General features: G+C 45.0%; 16 protein-coding genes. 12 read left to right on the forward strand and 4 right to left on the reverse strand.

Annotated elements, in window-relative coordinates:
* Positions 1 to 8 precede the first annotated feature (8 nt).
* Both RID09_RS17220 and RID09_RS17225 read left to right on the forward strand, forming a co-directional pair.
* A complete protein-coding gene (locus tag RID09_RS17220) occupies positions 9 to 143 on the forward strand; it encodes a WD40 repeat domain-containing protein (RefSeq protein ID WP_446337191.1) in 135 nt (44 codons plus the stop codon).
* Positions 144 to 380: 237 nt separating this feature from the next.
* Positions 381 to 1,328, forward strand: a complete 948-nt coding sequence (locus tag RID09_RS17225) for a glycosyltransferase family 2 protein (RefSeq protein WP_446337155.1) — start codon at positions 381 to 383, stop codon at positions 1,326 to 1,328.
* A gap of 5 nt (positions 1,329 to 1,333) precedes the next feature.
* Here the strand turns inward: RID09_RS17225 and RID09_RS17230 are convergent, their stop codons facing one another.
* Complete coding sequence (locus RID09_RS17230; protein WP_446337156.1) at positions 1,334 to 2,203, reverse strand: polysaccharide pyruvyl transferase family protein; 870 nt, start codon at positions 2,201 to 2,203, stop codon at positions 1,334 to 1,336.
* A 150-nt stretch (positions 2,204 to 2,353) separates the two neighbouring features.
* Positions 2,354 to 3,235: a phytanoyl-CoA dioxygenase family protein gene (locus tag RID09_RS17235; protein WP_446337157.1), complete on the reverse strand. Its 882-nt coding sequence runs from the start codon at positions 3,233 to 3,235 to the stop codon at positions 2,354 to 2,356.
* Between the two features lie 562 nt (positions 3,236 to 3,797).
* Here RID09_RS17235 and RID09_RS17240 point away from each other — a divergent pair.
* The 5 genes from RID09_RS17240 to leuS all read left to right on the forward strand — a co-directional run bounded on the left by RID09_RS17240 (position 3,798) and on the right by leuS (position 11,698).
* Positions 3,798 to 5,666, forward strand: a complete 1,869-nt coding sequence (locus RID09_RS17240; RefSeq protein ID WP_446337158.1) for a protein kinase domain-containing protein — start codon at positions 3,798 to 3,800, stop codon at positions 5,664 to 5,666.
* A 73-nt stretch (positions 5,667 to 5,739) separates the two neighbouring features.
* The gene (locus tag RID09_RS17245; protein WP_446337159.1) at positions 5,740 to 7,161 is read left to right on the forward strand and encodes a DnaJ domain-containing protein; all 1,422 of its coding nucleotides are present in this window, start codon (positions 5,740 to 5,742) and stop codon (positions 7,159 to 7,161) included.
* Positions 7,162 to 7,378: 217 nt separating this feature from the next.
* Positions 7,379 to 8,404, forward strand: a complete 1,026-nt coding sequence (adhP, locus tag RID09_RS17250) for an alcohol dehydrogenase AdhP (protein ID WP_446337160.1) — start codon at positions 7,379 to 7,381, stop codon at positions 8,402 to 8,404.
* A gap of 5 nt (positions 8,405 to 8,409) precedes the next feature.
* A complete protein-coding gene (locus RID09_RS17255) occupies positions 8,410 to 8,550 on the forward strand; it encodes a hypothetical protein (protein WP_446337161.1) in 141 nt (46 codons plus the stop codon).
* Positions 8,551 to 9,130: 580 nt separating this feature from the next.
* Positions 9,131 to 11,698 (forward strand): leucine--tRNA ligase, encoded by a 2,568-nt coding sequence (gene leuS / locus RID09_RS17260; protein ID WP_446337162.1) that lies wholly within the window; start codon positions 9,131 to 9,133, stop codon positions 11,696 to 11,698.
* A gap of 422 nt (positions 11,699 to 12,120) precedes the next feature.
* Here leuS and RID09_RS17265 read toward each other — a convergent pair whose 3' ends face one another.
* Positions 12,121 to 12,285 (reverse strand): hypothetical protein, encoded by a 165-nt coding sequence (locus tag RID09_RS17265; RefSeq protein ID WP_446337163.1) that lies wholly within the window; start codon positions 12,283 to 12,285, stop codon positions 12,121 to 12,123.
* Between the two features lie 243 nt (positions 12,286 to 12,528).
* Complete coding sequence (locus RID09_RS17270; protein ID WP_446337164.1) at positions 12,529 to 13,836, reverse strand: SUMF1/EgtB/PvdO family nonheme iron enzyme; 1,308 nt, start codon at positions 13,834 to 13,836, stop codon at positions 12,529 to 12,531.
* Here RID09_RS17270 and RID09_RS17275 point away from each other — a divergent pair.
* The 5 genes from RID09_RS17275 to RID09_RS17295 all read left to right on the forward strand — a co-directional run bounded on the left by RID09_RS17275 (position 13,814) and on the right by RID09_RS17295 (position 21,093).
* Complete coding sequence (locus tag RID09_RS17275; RefSeq protein WP_446337165.1) at positions 13,814 to 16,525, forward strand: two-partner secretion domain-containing protein; 2,712 nt, start codon at positions 13,814 to 13,816, stop codon at positions 16,523 to 16,525. The genes RID09_RS17270 and RID09_RS17275 overlap by 23 nt on opposite strands.
* 447 nt (positions 16,526 to 16,972) lie before the next feature.
* Positions 16,973 to 19,264, forward strand: coding sequence for a formate C-acetyltransferase (gene pflB / locus RID09_RS17280; RefSeq protein ID WP_446337166.1), 2,292 nt, complete (start codon positions 16,973 to 16,975; stop codon positions 19,262 to 19,264).
* A gap of 243 nt (positions 19,265 to 19,507) precedes the next feature.
* Positions 19,508 to 20,287 carry a pyruvate formate-lyase-activating protein gene (pflA, locus tag RID09_RS17285; protein ID WP_446337167.1) on the forward strand — a complete coding sequence of 260 codons (780 nt, stop codon included), beginning with the start codon at positions 19,508 to 19,510 and terminating at the stop codon, positions 20,285 to 20,287.
* A gap of 16 nt (positions 20,288 to 20,303) precedes the next feature.
* Positions 20,304 to 20,561, forward strand: coding sequence for a (2Fe-2S) ferredoxin domain-containing protein (locus RID09_RS17290; RefSeq protein WP_446337168.1), 258 nt, complete (start codon positions 20,304 to 20,306; stop codon positions 20,559 to 20,561).
* A gap of 25 nt (positions 20,562 to 20,586) precedes the next feature.
* Positions 20,587 to 21,093: a PAS domain-containing protein gene (locus RID09_RS17295; protein ID WP_446337169.1), complete on the forward strand. Its 507-nt coding sequence runs from the start codon at positions 20,587 to 20,589 to the stop codon at positions 21,091 to 21,093.
* Positions 21,094 to 21,097 lie beyond the last annotated feature (4 nt).

Here is a 21,097-nt window from a genome sequence, read left to right on the forward strand (position 1 = left end):
GGGAGTTAATTAGCACTTTATCTGAACATGCGGGTGCAGTGACATCAGTGGTTTTCAGTCCCGATGGACAGCAATTGATTAGTGGGAGTAGCGACAAGACAATCAAGATATGGCGTAGGCAACAGGAGTGCGATCGCGCCTGAACTCCAGTCCAGTCAACCTTGCACTGCGATCGCCGTTCTATCTGCTAATAAATTGAGAACATAATTAGACTGCAACTTAGTATTAGTTGTGACAGTTGGGCGTGCGGAATGTGGGCTAATATGACTAAGCGACAAAATTTTGGAACCAAACACCATCAACCACTGGGGAATCCCTTGGGTCGCTCAATCTCAGTATGATCCTGAGTTGATAGCGTCGAACTAAGCTAAGAAAAACAAATGGAATCCAAATTGCCGAGCGTGACTATTGTACTTGCAACTTACAACAGAGCCTCAAGTTTAAGCCAGTATAGCCTTCCAGCAATCACAAAGCTGACTTACTCGAATTATGAAGTTATAGTCATTGATGATGCCTCAACAGACGACACTCACAATGTTTTCAAAACTTATGAAACCCAAATGACCAACTTACGTATACTCAGCAATCATCAGAATCGAGGAGCTTGTTTCTCAAGAAATCTTGGTGTTGCTCATGCAAAGGGAGAGATTATTGTATTCATTGACGACGATGTCAGTCCATTACCAGACTGCCTTAATAAAATAGTCAAAGTTTATATCGAAGATAAAGAGGTAGCAGCGGCTTGGGGTTGCGTTCTCGAAAAGAGCCACTTAACAGATCAATATTCAAAAAAATTCGGCAATGGAAGTCTCTGGTCTGTTCGACGAAAAGTTTTTGATGACTTACGTTTCGACACAAATCTTCAATACTTCAGAACAAGTGCTTGTGATGAACATGAACTCGCCAGACGAATTCAGAAATGCGGGTTTAAGATAGTTCGCGCGACAGAAGCACAGGCTTATCATTTTCTGGCTCCCGCTGAGAACAGAAAATGGAGAGGAATCGGAGGTGATCTTAATTATTTATATGAAAAACTAAAATCAGGATCTATTATCGAGTATTACATTGATTTAATTGCCGCATTTTCTTTATCATTGATAATATCTTTAATTAAGAATGAAGCGAAAAACGCCAAGACTTCTAGAAAATATAAATATAAACAACTATTGCACACGCCAACACGTATACTGATTTTTATAAAAGAACGGGAGTTTAGTTTAGCTCTAAAATGGTTATTCTATGTTGTCATAGATATTCCAATTCGAGCGAAAACTAAAGGCGTTATTGAGTACCTGTCTAAAACTTATAGCAAGAAATGGCCAGCGTGATTTTATCAAGAAAATAATCCTGAGAATACATCAGCTTTAAATTGCTCCAGTCGCTCATCAAGCTGAGTCGCCAATCTTTCAATGCAGGTGTCTTCACTTAACAGGGGAGATGAGTTTTTTGCCGCTTTTAATAGTTGCGCTGCTGATGTTTTTTGCCGAAGCCAATTTCGAGTGACTCGAACAGGTAAAAGAATATCTTTTCTGTTTCGTGGATGATGGAGACGATCAAGATAAACTGGTCGATATTCTAAACCAATAGATGAACACCAATCTTGCCATTTAAAGGGTAAAATAGTTGGGCTTGTAATAATCGGAATCCAGGGAATACGAAGTGCATCCGCAACAATAGCACCATGCATAGCTTCAGTCAATAAAATTTCTGTTCTAGCTAAGCATGATAGAACATTATCTACTGACCCACCCGGATCGATGTAACTAAACCCTAACTCCCTACAAACTAGTTCCCAACCTTTACCCGCTAGTTGATGATGCGGCATATAAGCAAATCGATGGAGCTTAGAATTTTTAGCGTGGAAAACCTTTCTAATTAAGACGGCTGGATCAGTAATAGCTAACTTCTCTGAAACACCAAGAACACGAGCAGAAAGTAGACCCCGAAGACAGTATATTTTGTAAAAGGAGTCTATTTTGGGAATACCTTTACCATATCCTACACCCGTTCCAAAAACTACTCGTTTACGGGCTTTTTTAGTCCGCAAAGGCAAGTTATCGTTAATTAGGCTACCTATGCCAATAAAGGCTGTGGTAGGGTCTTCGTCCAGAATGCCATGAAGCAGTTGATTCCAAAGCCAAGGGTTTAGATTATCACCAAAGTTCTTCATAGTATTAGGTAATTTATGATAGTATAGCTTCATCAGTTGTAACCCAATATAGTCTCATCGGCTTCGGTACAGCGGCTTTGGTAGGGTGATCTAGCATCACTTTAAATTTATCGTTAAGTTGCTGACTTAAGAGTTGTAATTCTTTAGGGGTTGCCGTTAAACTTAATTTATTTATCTGAATTTCTATCCGAAGAAAAGGAGTTTTCCAATCTCCTGTAGTCCAGTAAGTAACTGTCGGGCAGAGTGTCTTGTTTTCTTATAAACTGACCTTAGTTTACGGGTATAAACATAGTCATCACTAGGAAAATTGACAGCTAATCGTGATGGTGCAGGAGGAAAATGCCCTTTAGATAAATCAAATTCTTTATCAGAGTAACCGACATGAGGTGGTCTTAAAAGTTGTTTTTGTACATCGTTATTAGTAAGTGATCGGTAAGGTTCGCACCAATCATAATTCATCCAAGCTAAACACCCTGGTGCATAACTATATATCAGCACTCGTCTGCGATTTTCAGCTTTCCATGGTCTACTACCGTGAACCAGTGCCTCAGTAAAGATGAGCATATCACCCGCTTTCAATGTTGGATTAACCACTAATGGAGAATTCGGTCTAGGCATATATTTTACATTGCCTTTGTGACTGCCTGGTACACAGATAAATCCACCATCACCAGGATTAACATCGTTTAGAGCATAGATAACTTTTACTAATCCATTACGCATCTGATTGTTAGACCATTGGTAAAAGAATGCGAGTTGCTCCCTTAGTGGTCCAGCATGGAGGTCTTCGGGAATACGAGTTGTGTTGCTCATCTCCATCCCAAAAGCATGATCGAAGCGTAGCCATTCACCCAGCATTATTTGAAGAATTGCTAGAGTTTTAGGATGAGCCATTAGCTCAAGAAAGTAAGAATCTAAGTGAAAAAATGAAAACTTTCTTTTACCTCCTACTCCTGCCTGATCAATAATGGTATTTATTTTTTCGATTTCTTCTGGTAAAAGAACGTTAGGGTAGACGATATATCCATTTAAATCAAACTCGTACATCTCTTCGATGGTCATCATTGTTGATACAGATCTTCACTTAAATTTACGAACTTATAGGATAAATTATAACAGGACTTGAGCCAATTTTAACCCAAAGATGGTTCGGTAGCCCTAGTCGAAAAATGGCTTTCCCATACTTGTGGTGATAAAGCAAAGTTATAATATAGCAGCATTAGCATTTTAAGCCTTTGCATCTGACTAAATTTGTATCAAAAGCTACATTATTCCCTAAGTATCGGAGAGAGCCATTTATGCTGTCCAATGTTTTAGAAACTAAAACTAACAATTTAGTACACCAAATACGGAAGAGCCGATAATACCCAGAGTTAAACCGAAATGGATTGGAGATGCGATCGCCATTTCTGTGGGAGCATGTCAGTTTTGCACAAAACGTTCACCCCCGTCTGGAATATCTCATCTCTCAATTCTCTCCTTCCCCGCGTCCCCGCGTCTGCTAACCTACAAAGGTGACATGCTCCCATTTCTGTCGTCAGAGTGGGAAAGGTTTACTATAGATGTAGTACACGCCTGCGTTTCTAGAAATAATACCCCCTTAGATTTGAATGACAAATGACAAATTATGAGCTACTGCCTCAATCCTAACTGCCTACAATGCCAGAACCCTAATAATAGTCGATTTTGTCAAAGTTGTGGGTCGAATTTACTCTTGAGAGAGCGTTATCGGGGAATTCAATTAATTGGACAGGGCGGATTTGGCAGAACTTTTTTAGCCGTGGATGAGGATAAACCGTCTAAACCCCATTGTGTCATCAAACAATTTTATCCCCAAGCTCAAGGAACAGATAGTGTCCAGAAAGCGGCAAGTCTTTTTGAGCAAGAAGCGGTGCGTCTTGACGATTTGGGCTATCATTCCCAAATTCCAGAACTGTTTGCCCATTTTAACCAGGATAATCGTCAATATTTGGTACAAGAATATATTCCGGGGTACAATTTAGCTCAAATTTTAGTGGCTCACGGTGCATTTACTGAACAGCAGATTCTAGATTTACTGAATAGTTTGCTACCATTGCTAGATTTTATTCACGGTCATAATGTTATTCATCGGGATATTAAGCCGGAAAATGTAATTTGTCGTTCTTGCTCAAATTTTATGGGCGCCAGGAAAGGACAACTGGTAATTGTAGATTTTGGCGCGGCTAAATTTGCCACGATTACTGCCCTCACTCGCAAAGGAACAATTATTGGTTCCGCTGGCTATGCTGCACCGGAACAGGCGTTGGGTCAAGCGTTTTTTGCTAGTGATTTGTATAGTTTGGGTGTAACTTGTATTCATCTGTTGACTCGACGCCATCCCCTAGAACTCTATTGTGTGAATGAGGGGGATTGGGTGTGGCGAGATTATTTAACCACGTCCATTAGTCCTGAATTAAGTCAAGTTATCGATAAATTGTTGCAACGTCCCATCCGACGACGTTATCAAAAGGCACAAGATGTTTTACAAGATTTAAACCATGATTCAACGACGACATCTCACCGCTATTTTGCCGCACTAAAAACCTTGGCGATACCTACTATTACTCAACTTATTCCTCCTAAAAATACCTGGAAATGTATTCATACTCTCATCAGTCATTCAAGTTCAGTTTGTTCCGTGGCAATTAGTCCTGATGAACAATGTCTGGCGAGTGGGAGTTTCGATAAAACGGTTAAATTGTGGAATCTTCAGACGGGGGAATTGTTGCATACGCTGACAAAACATGCCAAACCTGTGTTGTCGGTGGCGTTTAGTCCTGACGGTAAAATTCTTGCTAGTGCTAGTGTGGATGACACGATTGAATTATGGCAGTGGCAATCAGCGTCTTTAAGCTGCACGATCGCGGATTATTCCGATGCGAGAGTATCGATATGTCTAGCGATGAGTCCCGATGGGAAATTTTTGGCTAGTGGTAGCGATCGCCAAGTGATTAAAGTATGGCAGATTGATACTGGCAATTTACTCTACACCCTCAGTGATTCACGGGGGATTAATTCAGTCACCTTTAGCCCCGATGGGCAATTCCTGGCTAGTGGGAGTAGTGATAATACGGTGAAGTTATGGCGTCTGGATAATACTGAACTGGTAAACAGGTTTACAGGTCACGAACGGGATGTCAATTCGGTGGCGATTGACCCCCAGGGGAAAATACTCGCCAGTGGTAGCAGTGATACGACGATTAAATTATGGCATTTAGGGAACGGTAAACTCCTCGCTACCCTCAGAGGACATGGGGATTGGGTACGAAGTGTAAGATTTAGTCATAATGGACGAATTCTCGTCAGTGGTAGCGCTGATGCCACAATTAAGTTGTGGGATTTGCACGGTGGTAAAGTGGCGGCGACGTTAGCGGGACATACCAAGGATGTGAATTCTATTGCGTTGAGTCAAGATGGGCAGATGATTATTAGTGGGAGTCGCGATGGCACAATTAAGATTTGGCGGTATCAATAAGATCGTCATTCGTCATTCGTTAGGAAACGGGGAATAAATTCATAATTTATAATTCATATAATTCATAATTTTCATGGATCAGCTTAATCAGTATTATTTAATTTTGGGACTGCAACCGGGTGCGTCTTTAGCAGAGATTAAACAAGCCTATCGGGAATTAGCTAGATATTGGCATCCGGATCGTTTTCCTGATGATCCGCAACGACAAGCCCAAGGACAAGAGGAACTTAAAAAAATAAATGACGCTTACCAACAGCTTAAGTATTATGCCTCGGTATTACCTCAGCCAGAGGTTAGCCAAGATGTGGATGGAACAACCTATTACCAGTGGGGGATGGAACTGGCAAAGGGCTGTCAATATCAGCAAGCAATTGACTATTTTAGCAAAGCTATCTGGCTAGATTTTAATTTAGTTAAAGCCTATAAATATCGCGGACTGGCTTATTCTCAACTGGGCGAACACCGACAAGCGATCGCGGATCTTAATCAAGCGGCTAGTCTGTATTGGCAACAGCAAGATCTACGAGAGTATCAAGATGTGCTTTTCTGCATTAGCAAGTTGCAAAATGTAGTTTTGCAGCCACTCCAACAGAACTGGCGTTGTGTTCATACCCTCAAAGGTCATACTTACTTTGTCTACGCCGTTGCGATTAGTCCAGACAGGCAAACTATCGTGAGTGGTAGCACAGATGGAACGATTAAACTATGGGATGTGCAAACAGGAAAGGAACAACGCACTCTCAAAGGACATGTCGGTAGGTTTGGCTATGTTCAATCTATTGCAGTTAGTGCCGATGGGCAAACATTGGTGAGTGGGGGAAATGATAAAACGATTAAGATTTGGCAACTCAGTACTGGGAATGAACAGCAAACATTAATCGGACATTCGGGTCTATTTGCTGGGGTTAAATCGGTAACAATTAGTCCAGATGGTAAGCTACTTGCCAGTGGTAGCGATGATAAAACCATTAAACTTTGGTCTCTGCCGAAAGGACGAGAATTACGCACCTTTAAGGGTCATAATGCTGGAGTCAATGGAGTTGCTATTAGTCCAAATGGCAAGATTCTCGCCAGTTGTAGCACTGATAAAACGATTAAGTTATGGCAGGTGGGAAAGGCGCGGGAACTTCATACGCTTATCGGTCATCATGATGCTGTAAATGGGGTAGCATTTAGTTCCGATGGGCAGATTCTTGCCAGTGGGAGTGCCGATGGAACGATTAAAGTCTGGCAACTCAGTAGTGGGCGGATACTGCGAACTTTGAAAGGGCATCATGATATGGTCAATGCAGTAGCATTTAGTCCTGATGGACAGATTCTTGTCAGTGGTAGCACCGACAAAACGATTAAACTGTGGCAGATTAGAAAAGGGCAGAAACTTCGCACGCTGAAAGGACATACGGCTGCTGTACATACAATTGCCATCAGTTTAGATGGGCAAATTATTGTCAGTGGGAGTGCGGATAAAACAATTAAGATTTGGCGATGTGATTAATGCTCAATGACAAACTTGATAACATTGGACAGGTTGATGTTAAAGGAGTTCACACTTTTATTATGTTTCGTCCCAATTTTGTAAAATAAATTGATATTGATAAGTTACCTGCATCCCCCCTGCACCTTGGATATATATCCTCCTTTCGAGGGTGCAATCCCAGGGGAGGGGAACATAGAATCAAGCCAAGAAAATCCAACGATTAAGGATAAAGGTTATGGCAAATACGATGAAAGCCGCCGTGGTGCATAGATTTGGCGAACCCCTATCGATTGAAGAGGTTCCTATTCCAGAACCCAAAGCCGGAGAAGTCTTAATCCGTACCGTTACCTGTGGTGTCTGCCATACTGATTTACATGCGGCTGATGGGGATTGGCCCATAAAGCCTAATTTGCCTTTTATCCCTGGACATGAGGGGGCGGGTTATATCGCCGCTGTGGGTTCTGGCGTAACCTTACACAAAGAAGGCGATCGCGTCGGGGTTCCTTGGCTGCATAGTGCCTGTGGACATTGCGAATATTGCTTCACGGGTTGGGAAACCCTGTGTCCTGATCAAGAAAACACAGGGTACTCTGTCAACGGAGGTTATGCGGAGTATATGGTGGCGCCGGCTGACTATATAAGTCCTATCCCCGATGGCGTTGATTTTGCTGATGCTAGTCCCATTCTCTGCGCTGGGGTAACCACCTACAAAGGTTTGAAAGAAACTAATACTAAACCTGGAGAATGGGTGGTGATTTCTGGTATTGGTGGCTTAGGTCACATTGCTGTCCAATATGCCAAAGCTTTGGCACTCCATGTTGTCGCCTTAGACACCAGTGATCAGAAGCTGGAGTTAGCCAAGCAATTGGGGGCAGAACTTACGGTGAATGTGACCAAAGAAGACCCCGCCACGGTGGTACAAGAGAAAATTGGGGGGGCGCATGGTGCTTTAGTCACCGCTGTTTCTACTGCTGCTTTTCGTCAAGCCCTGGGAACGCTACGACGAGGTGGCACTTGTGCTTTAGTTGGGCTACCCCCAGGAGATTTTCCTACACCTATCTTTGAGGTGGTATTAAAACGGATTACTATTCGCGGTTCCATTGTCGGTACGCGCAAAGATATGCAAGAATGCTTACAATTTGCGGCAGAAGGCAAGGTGAAGCCCACTTTAGAGAAGCAGCCGTTAGAGGAGATTAATCATATATTTGAACGTCTCAGAAACGGTGAAGTGAATGGTCGCATCGTGCTGCAAGTTAGCTAATTATTATGACAATTGCATCCTGGGGGGTGGTCAATGCCCAAAATACGCTGATTAATCATGGCACTATTCTCTTTGCGATCGCGTGGGGGTATTGGTGTCTGATTAATGGGATGCGATCGCGAAAATCCTGGCAAGTTTCACCCTAACTCAAAGACATCATCCCGGCGATACAACTCGGATAGTATCATGTCCGGTTGCATCCTCACCGGTGAACCTATCCTATAACTATAACTTTTCGATTTCTCTGTTGAGTTTTAAATTGCTCAAGATAATCGGACTGAAGGCTTAAGTCAGCAACTCCTGGCAAAGCTTGACTTACCGTTGGTTTTGGTTGTAGTATGAGAAAATTAAATCCTGTATATTGGTTTATTTTTGTTCACTTTTAAGAGCAAAACCCATCAAAGCCCTAAAATAACGTCATTTTTTTTTCCTAACTTGGGAAAAACTGAGAAAATACAAACATATTTCAACACCCAATTTTCATCAACTCATCAGGGGCAGATTTGACAAAAAAAACCTTTTGTGCATCTAATACCAAAACAAGGATCAGAAATGACGGGGTTTCGCGTCGCTTTTGGTCGATTTCTGAACTATCGCGTCACGCCAGTAGTCAACCCAGGATTTTAACGGGCTCCCATCCCTTACTACATACAAACTCCTCATCTCCCCTGATGATGTGCCAAAATTGTTAGAACGGATCAGTTCAACCCTGTAGGAGATTCTTTTGTGGAGTCGCGTTATAATCCCGTCGAGATAGAGGAAAAGTGGCAAACGAGTTGGTCACAACAAAACTTAGACCAAACCCAGGACAAGGCAGATAAGCCCAAATTCTATGCCCTGTCGATGTTCCCCTATCCATCGGGCAACCTGCACATGGGTCACGTCCGTAACTATGCGATTACCGATGTCATTGCCCGCAAAAGCCGGATGCAGGGCTATCGAGTCCTCCATCCTATGGGTTGGGATGCCTTTGGGCTACCCGCAGAAAATGCCGCGATTCAACGGGGCGTTCATCCCGCCAAGTGGACGTATCAAAATATTACTCAAATGCGGTCTGAGTTAAAGCGTCTGGGATTGTCCTACGACTGGAACTGTGAATTAGCGACCTGTGCGCCGGACTATTACAAGTGGACTCAGTGGATTTTCTTGCAGTTTTTCCACGCTGGATTAGCCTATCAGAAAGAAGCCGCTGTCAACTGGGACCCCATTGACCAAACTGTACTGGCAAATGAACAGGTGGATAGCGATGGACGTTCCTGGCGTTCTGGTGCGAAAGTGGAACGGAAACTCTTACGCCAGTGGTTCCTGAAAATTACCGATTATGCCGAACAATTACTCAACGATTTAGATAAGCTAGAGGGATGGCCCGAACGGGTGAAGTTGATGCAAGCCAACTGGATTGGCAAGTCCATCGGCGCTTATTTAGAGTTTCCCATAATCGACTTCGATGAAAAAATTGGTGTCTTTACCACTCGCCCAGATACGGTTTATGGCGTGACTTATGTGGTTTTAGCCCCAGAACATCCCTTAACCCCAAAGGTTACGACTCCTGACCGCAAAGCTGAGGTTGACGCCTTTATTAAAGAGGTGACTCAGGAAAGTGAACTGGAACGCACGGCTGAGGATAAGCCGAAACGGGGTATTCCCACTGGGGGTAAGGCGATTAATCCCTTTACTGGGGAAGAAATTCCGATTTGGATTGCCGATTACGTCCTCTATGAATATGGTACAGGGGCGGTGATGGGTGTTCCTGCCCATGATGCACGAGATTTCCAATTTGCCAGGGAACAGAATTTACCCATCAAGACGGTGATTGTAGCAGCAGATGCGGCTGACCCGAAAGCTGAACCGAAACAGGCTTATACTGAACCCGGTGTGGTGGTGAATTCTGACCTGTTCAATGGCATGGAATCAACAGTCGCCAAAGCAGAAATTGTCAACTACGCCGAACGCCAAGGATGGGGGAAAGCCCGGATACAGTACCGCCTGCGGGATTGGTTAATTTCCCGCCAACGCTATTGGGGCGCACCCATTCCGGTGATTCACTGTCCTGATTGTGGTATTGTCCCGGTTCCGGAGAAGGATTTGCCCGTCCAGTTACCGGAAAATATAGCGATGAGTGGCGGGCGTGTCGCCTCCTTAGCCCAAGTGGAGGGATGGACAGATGTGCCTTGTCCCACCTGCGGTACAGCCGCGAAACGGGAAACGGATACGATGGATACGTTTATTGATTCGTCTTGGTATTTCCTGCGCTATCCTGACGCCAATAATGACCAGCAGGTTTTTGACAAGAGCAAAACCAATGACTGGATGCCCGTAGACCAGTACGTGGGTGGCATTGAACACGCGATTTTGCACCTATTGTACTCCCGTTTCTTCACCAAAGTTCTGCGCGATCGCGGCTTACTCAATTTTGATGAACCGTTCCAGCGTCTGTTGACTCAGGGGATGGTGCAGGGGTTAACCTATATGAACCCCAGAACCGGGAAATGGATTCCCTCAGTTGAGGTCAACCCCAGTGACCCCAAAGACCCAGAAACCGGGGAAACCCTGGAGGTGTCCTACAAAACCATGTCCAAATCCAAATACAACGGTGTCGCACCTAAAGAGGTAATTAACAAATATGGTGCCGATACCGCCCGCATGTTTATCCTGTTTAAAGCCCCTCCAGAAAAAGACCTGGAATGGGATGATGCAGATGTGGAAGGACAATTCCGTTTCCTCAACCGAGTTTGGCGTTTGGTCGAGGAATTTGCGGCAAACCGAACCAACCGTTCAACCACCACTCCCCCTGAGTTAAGTAAACCGGAAAAAGACCTGCGGCGGACAATTCACACGGCGATTAAAGAAGTCACCGATGATTTAGACGGGGAGTATCAATTTAATACAGCGGTTTCCGAGTTAATGAAACTCAGCAACGCCCTCGGTGATGCTAAGTGCAAAGACTCCCCCGTTTACGCCGAAGGAATCGAGACACTGATTCTATTATTAGCCCCCTTTGCCCCCCATATTGCGGAAGAATTATGGCATGGCATTGGTCATACCGATTCAGTACACCTACAACCTTGGTCTACCTTTGAACCAGAAGCATTAATCGCTGATGAGATTACCCTGGTGATTCAAATCATGGGTAAAACCCGTGGCACAATTCAGGTTCCTGCTGATTCCGATAAATCAGCCTTGGAACAGTACGCCAGGGAATCAGAAGTTGCCCAGCGTTATATCACAGGTAAGACGGTGAAAAAGGTGATTGTTGTACCTGGAAAGCTGGTTAATTTTGTGGTGACAGGTTGATATCCAGGTAGGGAGATAGAATCATGTAGAGACGTGCCATGGCGCGTCTATGTGTAGGGGCGGGTTTACGCGCCAAACTTTCCCCAAAATATAGCGTGGGTTATAAAAACAATTGAAACAATTGTAGGGGCGACCCGCCGTACCCAATTAACACCACCTAACCCTTACTTTGCTCGGGTCGCCCTGTATCAGGTATCGTCAATTAAAGGTAAAAATGGTGCGACCCGCCGTACCCAATTAACACCACCTAACCCTTAATTTGATCGGGTCGCCCTGTATAAGGTATCGTCAATTAAAGGTAAAAATGGTGCAACCCGCCCTATCCAATTAACACAACCCAACCCTTAATTTAATCGGGTAGCCTCCACCCGGTATCAGTAATCATCCAACACCGCATTTAGACAGGGGCGAGTCGATATAGGTTAATTTTCGCACCGAACATTGATGCAGCGACTCGCCCCTACAGCCCCTAAAACCCCGACAACCGCTAAACTATCGAAAATGATTTCTAAATTACGAATCACGGCATCTTGCATCATTTTATTGGTAAAAAATGCTTGTTTACCTTCATGGGTGTAATTCTTCAACTCTCCATAGAACCTGTTGAGTAACGCTTACGCTCTACCCAACCTACATCTGACGTGCGCCCGATTTTATGGTAATATCTATATCACGATTTTATATGTACCACGCTAGTAGGAAGCGATACAAGCGTTGATGGCGAAGACAGCGCAACTACGAACTTAGCTGTTGAAAAAAATCGACTCGCCTACGGCGAGGAAAGGGAAAAGAAAAAAGGGCAGAGGGGAAAAGGGAAAGAGGACAAAGGGCTAAAGAGTCCTGCCGGAAACGCAGACTACCCGAAACCCGTTGCCGTCGATGTGGAAGTCGGGGTTGCTGAAGAAGCGGAACGCCACGCGGCAGAAATAAGGGAAGTCGTACCAGGAACCGCCGCGCAGGATTCGATAATGATTCTTATTGTCATCAATTATCCAAGCTTGACCATCTGACGGCGCACCTTCATAACTATCATGCCACTGGTCAAGACACCATTCCCACACATTTCCATGCATGTCGTACAAGCCAAAGGCATTCGCTACCTGAAAACTACCCACAGGAGTAGTTTCCTCACGATACTTACCCTCAACACCTGCAACATAGGTATAGTTACCCTTATAGTTAGCTAAATCGGTGGTAATCGTCTCACCAAAATGAAACGGTGTTGTTGTTCCAGCACGACAGGCATATTCCCATTCCGCTTCGCTAGGAAGTCGGTAGTTCCAACCTGTGTACTGCGATAATCGCGCACAAAATTCTACACAATCGTACCATGATACCCGCTCTACAGGGCGGTTTTCTCCTTTAAATCTAGAGGGGTCAGGGTCAAGTTTTCGCTCAACTTTGGGAAAATGAGCCACGGCTTGCCATTGCGCCTGAGTGATAGGATATTTCCCTAGGAAGAAGGGTTTAATCGTCACCCAATGCTGGGGACTTTCACGGTCTCCATGTCCTTCCTCCGTCTCTGGCGAACCCATTTGGAATGTACCCTCCGGAATCGCCACCATTTCCAGAGGCACATCGCCAAGGGTTTCAATGTAATGGTACGCCTGATGGGTGCGACGATTCAGCGTTAGTTTTCTTTCTTTCCCCAACACCCCCGATTTAACCTCCACCGTCACCACCTCAAAGTCAAATGCTGACACGGGTAGGGTTTTGGCAGTTTTTGCCGGCTGAACCGTGGCTGAACTCTCAACGGATGGAGATGTCACCGACAAGATAATTGGCGGTTCAAACGTGAATAGTCCCAACCACGCCTCCATGGATTGAGGGCGGTCTTGCGGTTCTAGCGCCATTCCCGATAAAATAGCCTGGTTCGTGGCATCACTTAACCCAGAAATAATTTGTTGCGGTGGTACTAATTCTGCATTAAACAGCTTACGCCCCAAGGAACCAACGGGACGCTGACCTGTCACCGCATAATATAAGGACGCCGCTAAGGTATACACATCAACCGTAACCTCTCGACTCCCTAGTCCAATCTGTTCATAGGGGGCAAATCCCTGATTTCCCGCCTTATCCATGGTTGTACTCGTGGTTGGCACTAATCCCTTAGCAATGCCAAAATCAATTTGCGCCAAGGCTCAAGGGGTAACACCGGCTAATGACGGAACTGGAACTCAAGTCATTCAAACGGGAAATCAGTTTACGATTACCGGGGGTAGCTATTCCGGAGATGGCGCGAATCTCTTTCATAGTTTTGAGCAATTGAACTTGGATGCTGACCAAATTGCTAACTTTATCAGTTCACCTACGATTCAAACTATCTTAGGGCGAGTGGTTGGCGGTGACGCTTCATTGATTAATGGTTTGCTGCAAGTCACCGGGGGAAACTCGAATCTATTTTTAATGAATCCCGCCGGGTTTATTTTTGGTGCGAATGCTCAACTGAATGTTCCGGCTGATTTTACCGCGACAACGGCTACGGGAATTGGGTTTGGAGAAACGCTTTGGTTTAATGCTTGGGGTGACAATTATTACCAGAGTTTGATGGGTACACCCAATCTTTTTACGTTTGAATTATCACAACCGGGGGCAATTGTCAACGCTGGAAATTTAGCTGTAACTGAGGGGAATTTAATCTTACTGGGGAATCCTGTGATTAATACGGGGAACCTAATAGCCTCCGGTGGACAGATTGCGATCGCGTCAATACCGGGAGAGAATCGCGTTAGAATCACTCAACCTGGACATGTCCTAAATTTGGAACTTGAACCCCTCACCGATAGTTCAGGACAACTCCTCCCCATTACTCCCCTGGATTTAGCCGCATTGCTGACGGGTTCGGCGGATGGAATGGAGACGGGGTTAACGGTTCAACCCGATGGTACTGTCACCTTAACGGATTCTGATACTGCAATTCCCACTCAGGATACAACTATTGTCTCTGGAACGTCGATTACAGCTGAGGGTAGAGATGTGACGATTTCTGGCGCGTCTGTCACGGTGGGGACAATTGATACTTCCAGTAATCTTGACGCAGGTGCGATTAATCTCACCGCCACGGCTGATCAGATTAGCACCCAAACGCTCTTTTCCCTAGCATCTGAAGGTCAGGGAGGAGACATCCGTTTGCAGGCACAGGGAAATATTATCACGGGCGGGATTGATTCCGGTTCGACGAATGGGGATGGGGGTTCGGTTACGCTGACCAGTATCACAGGAAACATTTTTATTGATCCAACGCGGGGAGAATTAAGCCTGGAAACGGGAAGTGGTTTACTGGCTGTAGACGCAGCGGTGTTTACCTTTGCCGGGGGAATGGGTCGAGGGGGAGATATTATAATGAGCGCTCGCGGTAATATCAACACAGGTTCTCTGGGTTCAGGGTCGGCGATGGGGAATGGCGGAAATATTCGCCTAACCAGCACCACGGGTATTATTGATACGTTTGGGGGTGAGGTGCGATTTTTAGGGGAAACTATTGCCAATCCTGGAGTTTTGTTATCCGGTTCTGCGGGGACGGGTAAGGGTGGCGATATTATCCTCAAGGCGGGTCAAGATATTATTACAGGTCCTCTGATTTCCAGTTCTCTCAATGGAGATGCGGGGAAGGTTGAGTTGACGGTAACGGAAAATGAGAGTGATATAGAGGTATCCATAATCAATTCTCAAGCCTTAGATATCGGCGCAGGAGGGAATGTGGAGGCGACAGCAACAGGTATTTTCAGCGCCACAGATTTGACTCAAGACGCCTTGTCGAAAATTCCAGAGGGTGGATTGGAACCGGAGGAAATACCCGACACCTTAGACCGAGAGGCGAGTATCTCCACATCTGGAGGAAGCGGCGGTGGTTCGATTACAATTATTCATCAGGGAGGGTTGCGGGATATTCCCTTTACTGTGGGTGATGGGGGGGAGAACGGGACGGAGGGTTCTCTGACCAGTGGTGAGTTTACCATTGAACCCGTTGAATCGTTTTCAACCAGCTATATTGAAGGCAATATTCAAATTATTAACCTTGGCGATATTAATCCCGTTGACCTGACGCAGCCTCTGACGTTACCAGAACGGCTGATGGTGTCAAATCCCAACACCGAACCCAGTGGACTGGGGGAACTTGACCAATCGATGAGTCAAGATTATGCCGACTATTTTGGCTTAGACAACACCTCAGAGATTACCTTAAGCCAAGCCCAAAGCTTATTGCAAGAGATCAATAGTGTCACGGGTGTCAAACCAGCGGTGATCTATGTCCTGTTTGTTCCTCAAGTGATTACGCCGATTCCCCCAAACCAAGGGAGTGAAAACACCGCTTTGTCACTGTTGCGATCGCAGACTCCCCAAGATAGCGATCGCTTAGAATTAATTCTAGTCACGGCTGACCAACCGCCGATTCGCAAATCCCTGAATGTCACCCGTAGCCAAGTCCTCTCTGTCGTCCGAGACTTTCACGCAACGGTAACGAATGCGAGACGACCTACTGCCTATCGTATTCCAGCACAACAAGTCTATCAATGGCTAGTCAGTCCCCTAGAAAAGGATTTGCAACAACTCAACATCGAAAACTTAAGCTTTATTCTCGACGCCGGGTTGCGCCATATTCCCCTAGCGGCGTTACATGACGGCAATGACTTTATTATTAAACGGTATAGTGTTGGCTTAATGCCCAGTATCAGCCTCACGGATACCCGTTACCAAGATATCACCACCCTAAAAGTTCTGGCAATGGGGGCGAGTGAGTTTACCGAACTCGATCCTACGAAGCTGCTCAAGTATTTCCATGCCCGCCGCACTAGGGGTGCCAAGCCTTTATCCGTGTCAACTTAAGCTATAGCCCTTTGTGAGCAGAAAGAATATTTTTGAAAATATCCTCCCATTTTAACACCAAACTGAGTTTAAGGGGTAGTATTCCCCCGACATTTCATATAAAAATCACCCAACCCTTGACAATTAAAAATCTTTGTAAAGAAGTGGATTGACTTCTAGAAAATTTGCTGATTTAATATCGATGGAGTTAGGATATAGATAGACAGTTAGAGAGAGCGGTAAACGTCCAAGCTAAATAAACCGCAAGGAATAGATTTAGTGAGGATAAACCTTACTGTTCCTCCTCTAGATCCATGAATTTAGTCAAGAGCCTGAGGGAAAAATAAAACACTACGGTTTTTTTAGCAGCAACACAAATACCTTAGAGTTTTGACCAAAATTTACGAAAAATAAAGGATCAGAGCTACGTCTAAAGTCGAAAAGTTTACACAAGAAACGAGGTAAATAATGCATACAGTTGGGACATTTGCACCTAACACGTCTACGCAACAGCAAGAGACAGCCAGTGTTTTATGCGAACAATGGCAGGATTTTACTCCCGGTAAATGGACGAATGAAATTAATGTCCGGGATTTTATCCAAAAGAATTATACCCCCTATAAACAAGACGACTCCTTCTTGGCAGGAGCAACTGAACGGACTAAAATACTCTGGCAAAAAGTCTGCGATTTGATGCAGCAAGAGCGGGAAAAAGGTATTTTAGATGTCGATACCAAAGTTCCCACAAGTATCACCGCCCATGCACCTGGTTATATTGACCAAGACCTAGAACAAATTGTCGGCGTACAAACCGATAAACCTCTAAAACGGGCAATTATGCCCTTGGGTGGTATCCGAGTTGTCAAGAAATCCTTAGAAGCTTACGGCTATCAACTTGATCCCCAAACGGAAGAGATTTTCACCAAATATCGCAAAACCCATAACGATGGGGTATTTGATGCCTACACGCGGGAAATGCGGACGGCGCGGCGATCGGGTATTATCACTGGGTTACCGGATGCCTATGGTCGGGGTCGGATTATTGGCGACTATCGCCGGGTTGCATTGTATGGGATCACTCGTTTAATTGCTGATAAAAAACAGCAGCAAGATTCCCTGGAATTCGATGCGATAGACGAGTCGGTTATCCAGCAACGGGAAGAAATTGCTGAACAAATCCGGGCGCTAAAAGAACTGCAAGAAATGGCAGCTAGCTATGGCTATGATATTAGCCGTCCGGCGGCAAATGCCCACGAAGCGGTGCAGTGGACATACTTTGGCTATCTGGGTGCGGTGAAGGAACAAAATGGTGCCGCGATGTCCTTAGGACGAGTGTCTACGTTCCTGGATATTTACGTTGAACATGATTTAAATAACGGCACTCTCAACGAATCCGAGGCACAGGAATTAATTGACCATTTCGTGATGAAACTGCGGATGGTGCGCTTCCTGCGGGCACCGGCTTATAATGAACTGTTCTCCGGTGACCCGGTTTGGGTAACCGAAGCCATTGGCGGAATGGGTGAAGATGGTCGTCCGTTGGTGACGAAGACGAGTTTCCGTTTCTTGCATACTCTCAATAACCTAGGTCCTGCACCGGAACCGAATTTAACCGTCCTGTGGTCAGAACGGTTACCGATTAACTTTAAGCGGTTCTGCGCCAAGGTATCGGTGGAAACCAGTTCGATTCAGTACGAGAACGATGACCTGATGCGATCGCACTATGGTGATGATTATGGCATTGCCTGCTGTGTATCGGGAATGCCCATTGGCAAACAGATGCAGTTCTTTGGTGCACGAGTCAACCTGGCTAAAGCCCTACTCTATGCCATTAATGGTGGTAAAGATGAAAAAGCTGGCGATCAAGTAGGTCCAGAACTAGCACCAGTTACCTCGGATTACCTAGATTATGATGAGGTGACGGGGAAATTTGACCAAATGATGGAGTGGTTGGCGAAACTCTACGTCAATACCCTGAATGTGATCCACTATATGCACGATAAATATTGTTATGAGCGTTTGGAAATGGCGCTGCATGACCGGGATGTTTATCGGACGATGGCTTGTGGGATTGCAGGATTGTCGGTGGTTGGCGATGCGTTATCGGCGATTAAATATGCCAAGGTGAAAGTCATTCGCAATGACCAAGGTCTCGCCGTAGACTATGAAGTGGAAGGAGATTATCCGAAATTTGGCAATAACGATGATCAGGTGGATGAAATTACTGCCAACCTGGTGAAAGCGTTTATGGATAAAGTCCGCAAGAACAAGACCTATCGCGGTGCTGTTCCTACCCAATCGATTCTCACGATTACCTCAAATGTGGTGTATGGGAAGAAAACTGGGAGTACCCCTGATGGTCGCAAAGCTGGGGAACCCTTTGCCCCGGGTGCGAACCCAATGCATGGTCGTGATAGCAATGGCGCGATCGCAGCTTTAGCTTCAGTAGCGAAACTTCCCTATGAACATGCCCAAGATGGCATTTCTTATACGTTCTCCATTGTGCCGCAAGCATTGGGTAAGACGGATGATGCGAAGGTGAATAACTTGGTGGGAATGCTAGATGGGTATTTCCATGATGAGGGTCATCATATCAATGTCAATGTCTTCAATCGCGATACCCTGCTTGATGCGATGGATCATCCGGAAAAATACCCGCAGTTAACGATTCGGGTATCGGGTTATGCGGTGAACTTTATTAAATTAACCCGCGAACAGCAACTGGATGTGATTAACCGCACGTTCCACGAACGGATTTAGGCGGAGTTGTTTTTACCTGATCAGGTAGACAAGTCCGTTTGTCTGGGGGGCTAGCCCCCCAGACCCCCCAGTGGGGACGTTGCGACCCCCCCACACCCCCGCCGCAACGCTTCGCTATTGTTTGCCATACCTTAATCCATTCAACTTTCAGTCAGGGCGGGTTTTGCACAAACGATATCATCGATAACCATAAGAAGGTTCCTAAACCCGCCTCTATTTTCCTCAAAACTCAAAAATCGAACTATGGTAACGCAATCATCAATTTCTCAATCCCCAATCACCACTCCCCAATCCGCAGTAAAAGGACGCATTCATTCCATAGAAAGCTGCGGTACAGTCGATGGTCCGGGTATCCGCTTTGTTATTTTTACCCAAGGCTGTCCGCTGCGCTGTCTTTATTGTCACAATCCGGATAGCCGCTGTATCCGTGAAGGTCAGGAGGTTACTGTTGATGAACTAATGACCCAGATACAAAAGTATCGTTCTTATATGCGCTTTTCCGGCGGCGGCGTTACTATCTCAGGGGGTGAACCCTTGATGCAACCGGAGTTTGTCCGCGAAATTTACCGACGCTGCCAAGATTTGGGGATTCATACTGCTCTGGATACGTCTGGTTATGTCAACTTGGATCTCGTCAAACCTGTACTGGATCATGTCGATTTGGTCTTGTTGGACATCAAGTCCTTTGATCCCAAAATTTATTTTAAGATTACCAACGTTTCCCTAGAACCCACACTCGCATTTGCCCAGTATTTGAGTGAGATTAAAAAGCCAACCTGGATTCGCTTTGTCTTAGTCCCCAACTTATCCGATAACTTAGAGAGTATTGAGGGATTAGCCCGCTTTGTCTCGACCTTAGGCAATGTGGAAAAAGTAGAAGTTCTCCCTTTTCACAAAATGGGAGAATATAAATGGGAGCAGTTGGGGTACGACTATCAGCTCAAAAACACGCCAACGCCCTCGCCCCAACAGGTGCAGCAGGTGATGGAAATCTTCCAAAGACAGGGGCTGAACGTGCAGTAAAATTGAGGTGTAAAATATGGACGGGAAAGAAAATCTCTATTTATGTATGGGTTCGGCGTGTCATCAACTGGGTGTTTATGAAGTATTACCCAAAATTCAGGAGTTGATTAGCACATACAATTTGGGGGATAAAGTTGAATTAAAGGGTTCCTTTTGCCTAGAAACCTGTAGCGCTGGTATTGTGATGAAATTCAAGGATAAATTTTTTGTCAATATCAATGCTAACAATGTCGAGCAAAAGTTTAAACAAGAGATTTTGCCTTGTCTTCAATGATACAGCATCTTGAACAATAAATAATATGGCAAGTAACGATAAAAGTTTGTGGGAACTACTGTGGCAGTATGATCCCAATGGCTTAATTGTCGTGGATAAAGATATGACAATTAAGCTGGTCAATCCTGCCTTTTGCAAAATGTTTAAGGTGGAGCAGGAGGCGGCTGTTGGTCAGTCCGCCTCCCAAATTTTAACAGATGTCAGTGATTTTCAACGGGTCTGGGATAATAATGAGGTGATTCAGGGGAAGGAAAAAGAGTACGCAAATCACCAACTTTATGTCAGAGAAGTTATTTTTCCGATTAAAGAGGAAAATATAATTGCAGCTATTTTTGTGAATATGAGTTATGAGTTACAGCGGAAGCGAGAATTGATAAAAGTTAAGCGGGAAACGGTGGAGAAGGTTAATGAGGTGGTGGATAATCAAATGAAAGTTGTACAAGAAATTGCTGGAATATTGGGAGAAACGACGGCAACGACGAAGGTGAGTCTATTGAAAATTATTCAAATGGTAGAACAGGAGATGGGGTAGAAGA

Source organism: Coleofasciculus sp. G1-WW12-02, assembly GCF_040219735.1.
Taxonomy (GTDB): domain Bacteria; phylum Cyanobacteriota; class Cyanobacteriia; order Cyanobacteriales; family Coleofasciculaceae; genus Coleofasciculus.

Bases quoted from the DNA above. Each gene is read 5' to 3' on its own strand.
- RID09_RS17225 (WP_446337155.1), top strand. From the start codon at position 381: ATGGAATCCAAATTGCCGAGCGTGACTATTGTACTTGCAACTTACAAC.
- RID09_RS17230 (WP_446337156.1), bottom strand. From the start codon at position 2,203: ATGAAGCTATACTATCATAAATTACCTAATACTATGAAGAACTTTGGT.
- RID09_RS17235 (WP_446337157.1), bottom strand. From the start codon at position 3,235: ATGATGACCATCGAAGAGATGTACGAGTTTGATTTAAATGGATATATC.
- RID09_RS17240 (WP_446337158.1), top strand. From the start codon at position 3,798: ATGAGCTACTGCCTCAATCCTAACTGCCTACAATGCCAGAACCCTAAT.
- RID09_RS17245 (WP_446337159.1), top strand. From the start codon at position 5,740: ATGGATCAGCTTAATCAGTATTATTTAATTTTGGGACTGCAACCGGGT.
- adhP (WP_446337160.1), top strand. From the start codon at position 7,379: ATGGCAAATACGATGAAAGCCGCCGTGGTGCATAGATTTGGCGAACCC.
- RID09_RS17255 (WP_446337161.1), top strand. From the start codon at position 8,410: ATGACAATTGCATCCTGGGGGGTGGTCAATGCCCAAAATACGCTGATT.
- RID09_RS17275 (WP_446337165.1), top strand. From the start codon at position 13,814: ATGCCAAAATCAATTTGCGCCAAGGCTCAAGGGGTAACACCGGCTAAT.
- pflB (WP_446337166.1), top strand. From the start codon at position 16,973: ATGCATACAGTTGGGACATTTGCACCTAACACGTCTACGCAACAGCAA.
- pflA (WP_446337167.1), top strand. From the start codon at position 19,508: ATGGTAACGCAATCATCAATTTCTCAATCCCCAATCACCACTCCCCAA.
- RID09_RS17290 (WP_446337168.1), top strand. From the start codon at position 20,304: ATGGACGGGAAAGAAAATCTCTATTTATGTATGGGTTCGGCGTGTCAT.
- RID09_RS17295 (WP_446337169.1), top strand. From the start codon at position 20,587: ATGGCAAGTAACGATAAAAGTTTGTGGGAACTACTGTGGCAGTATGAT.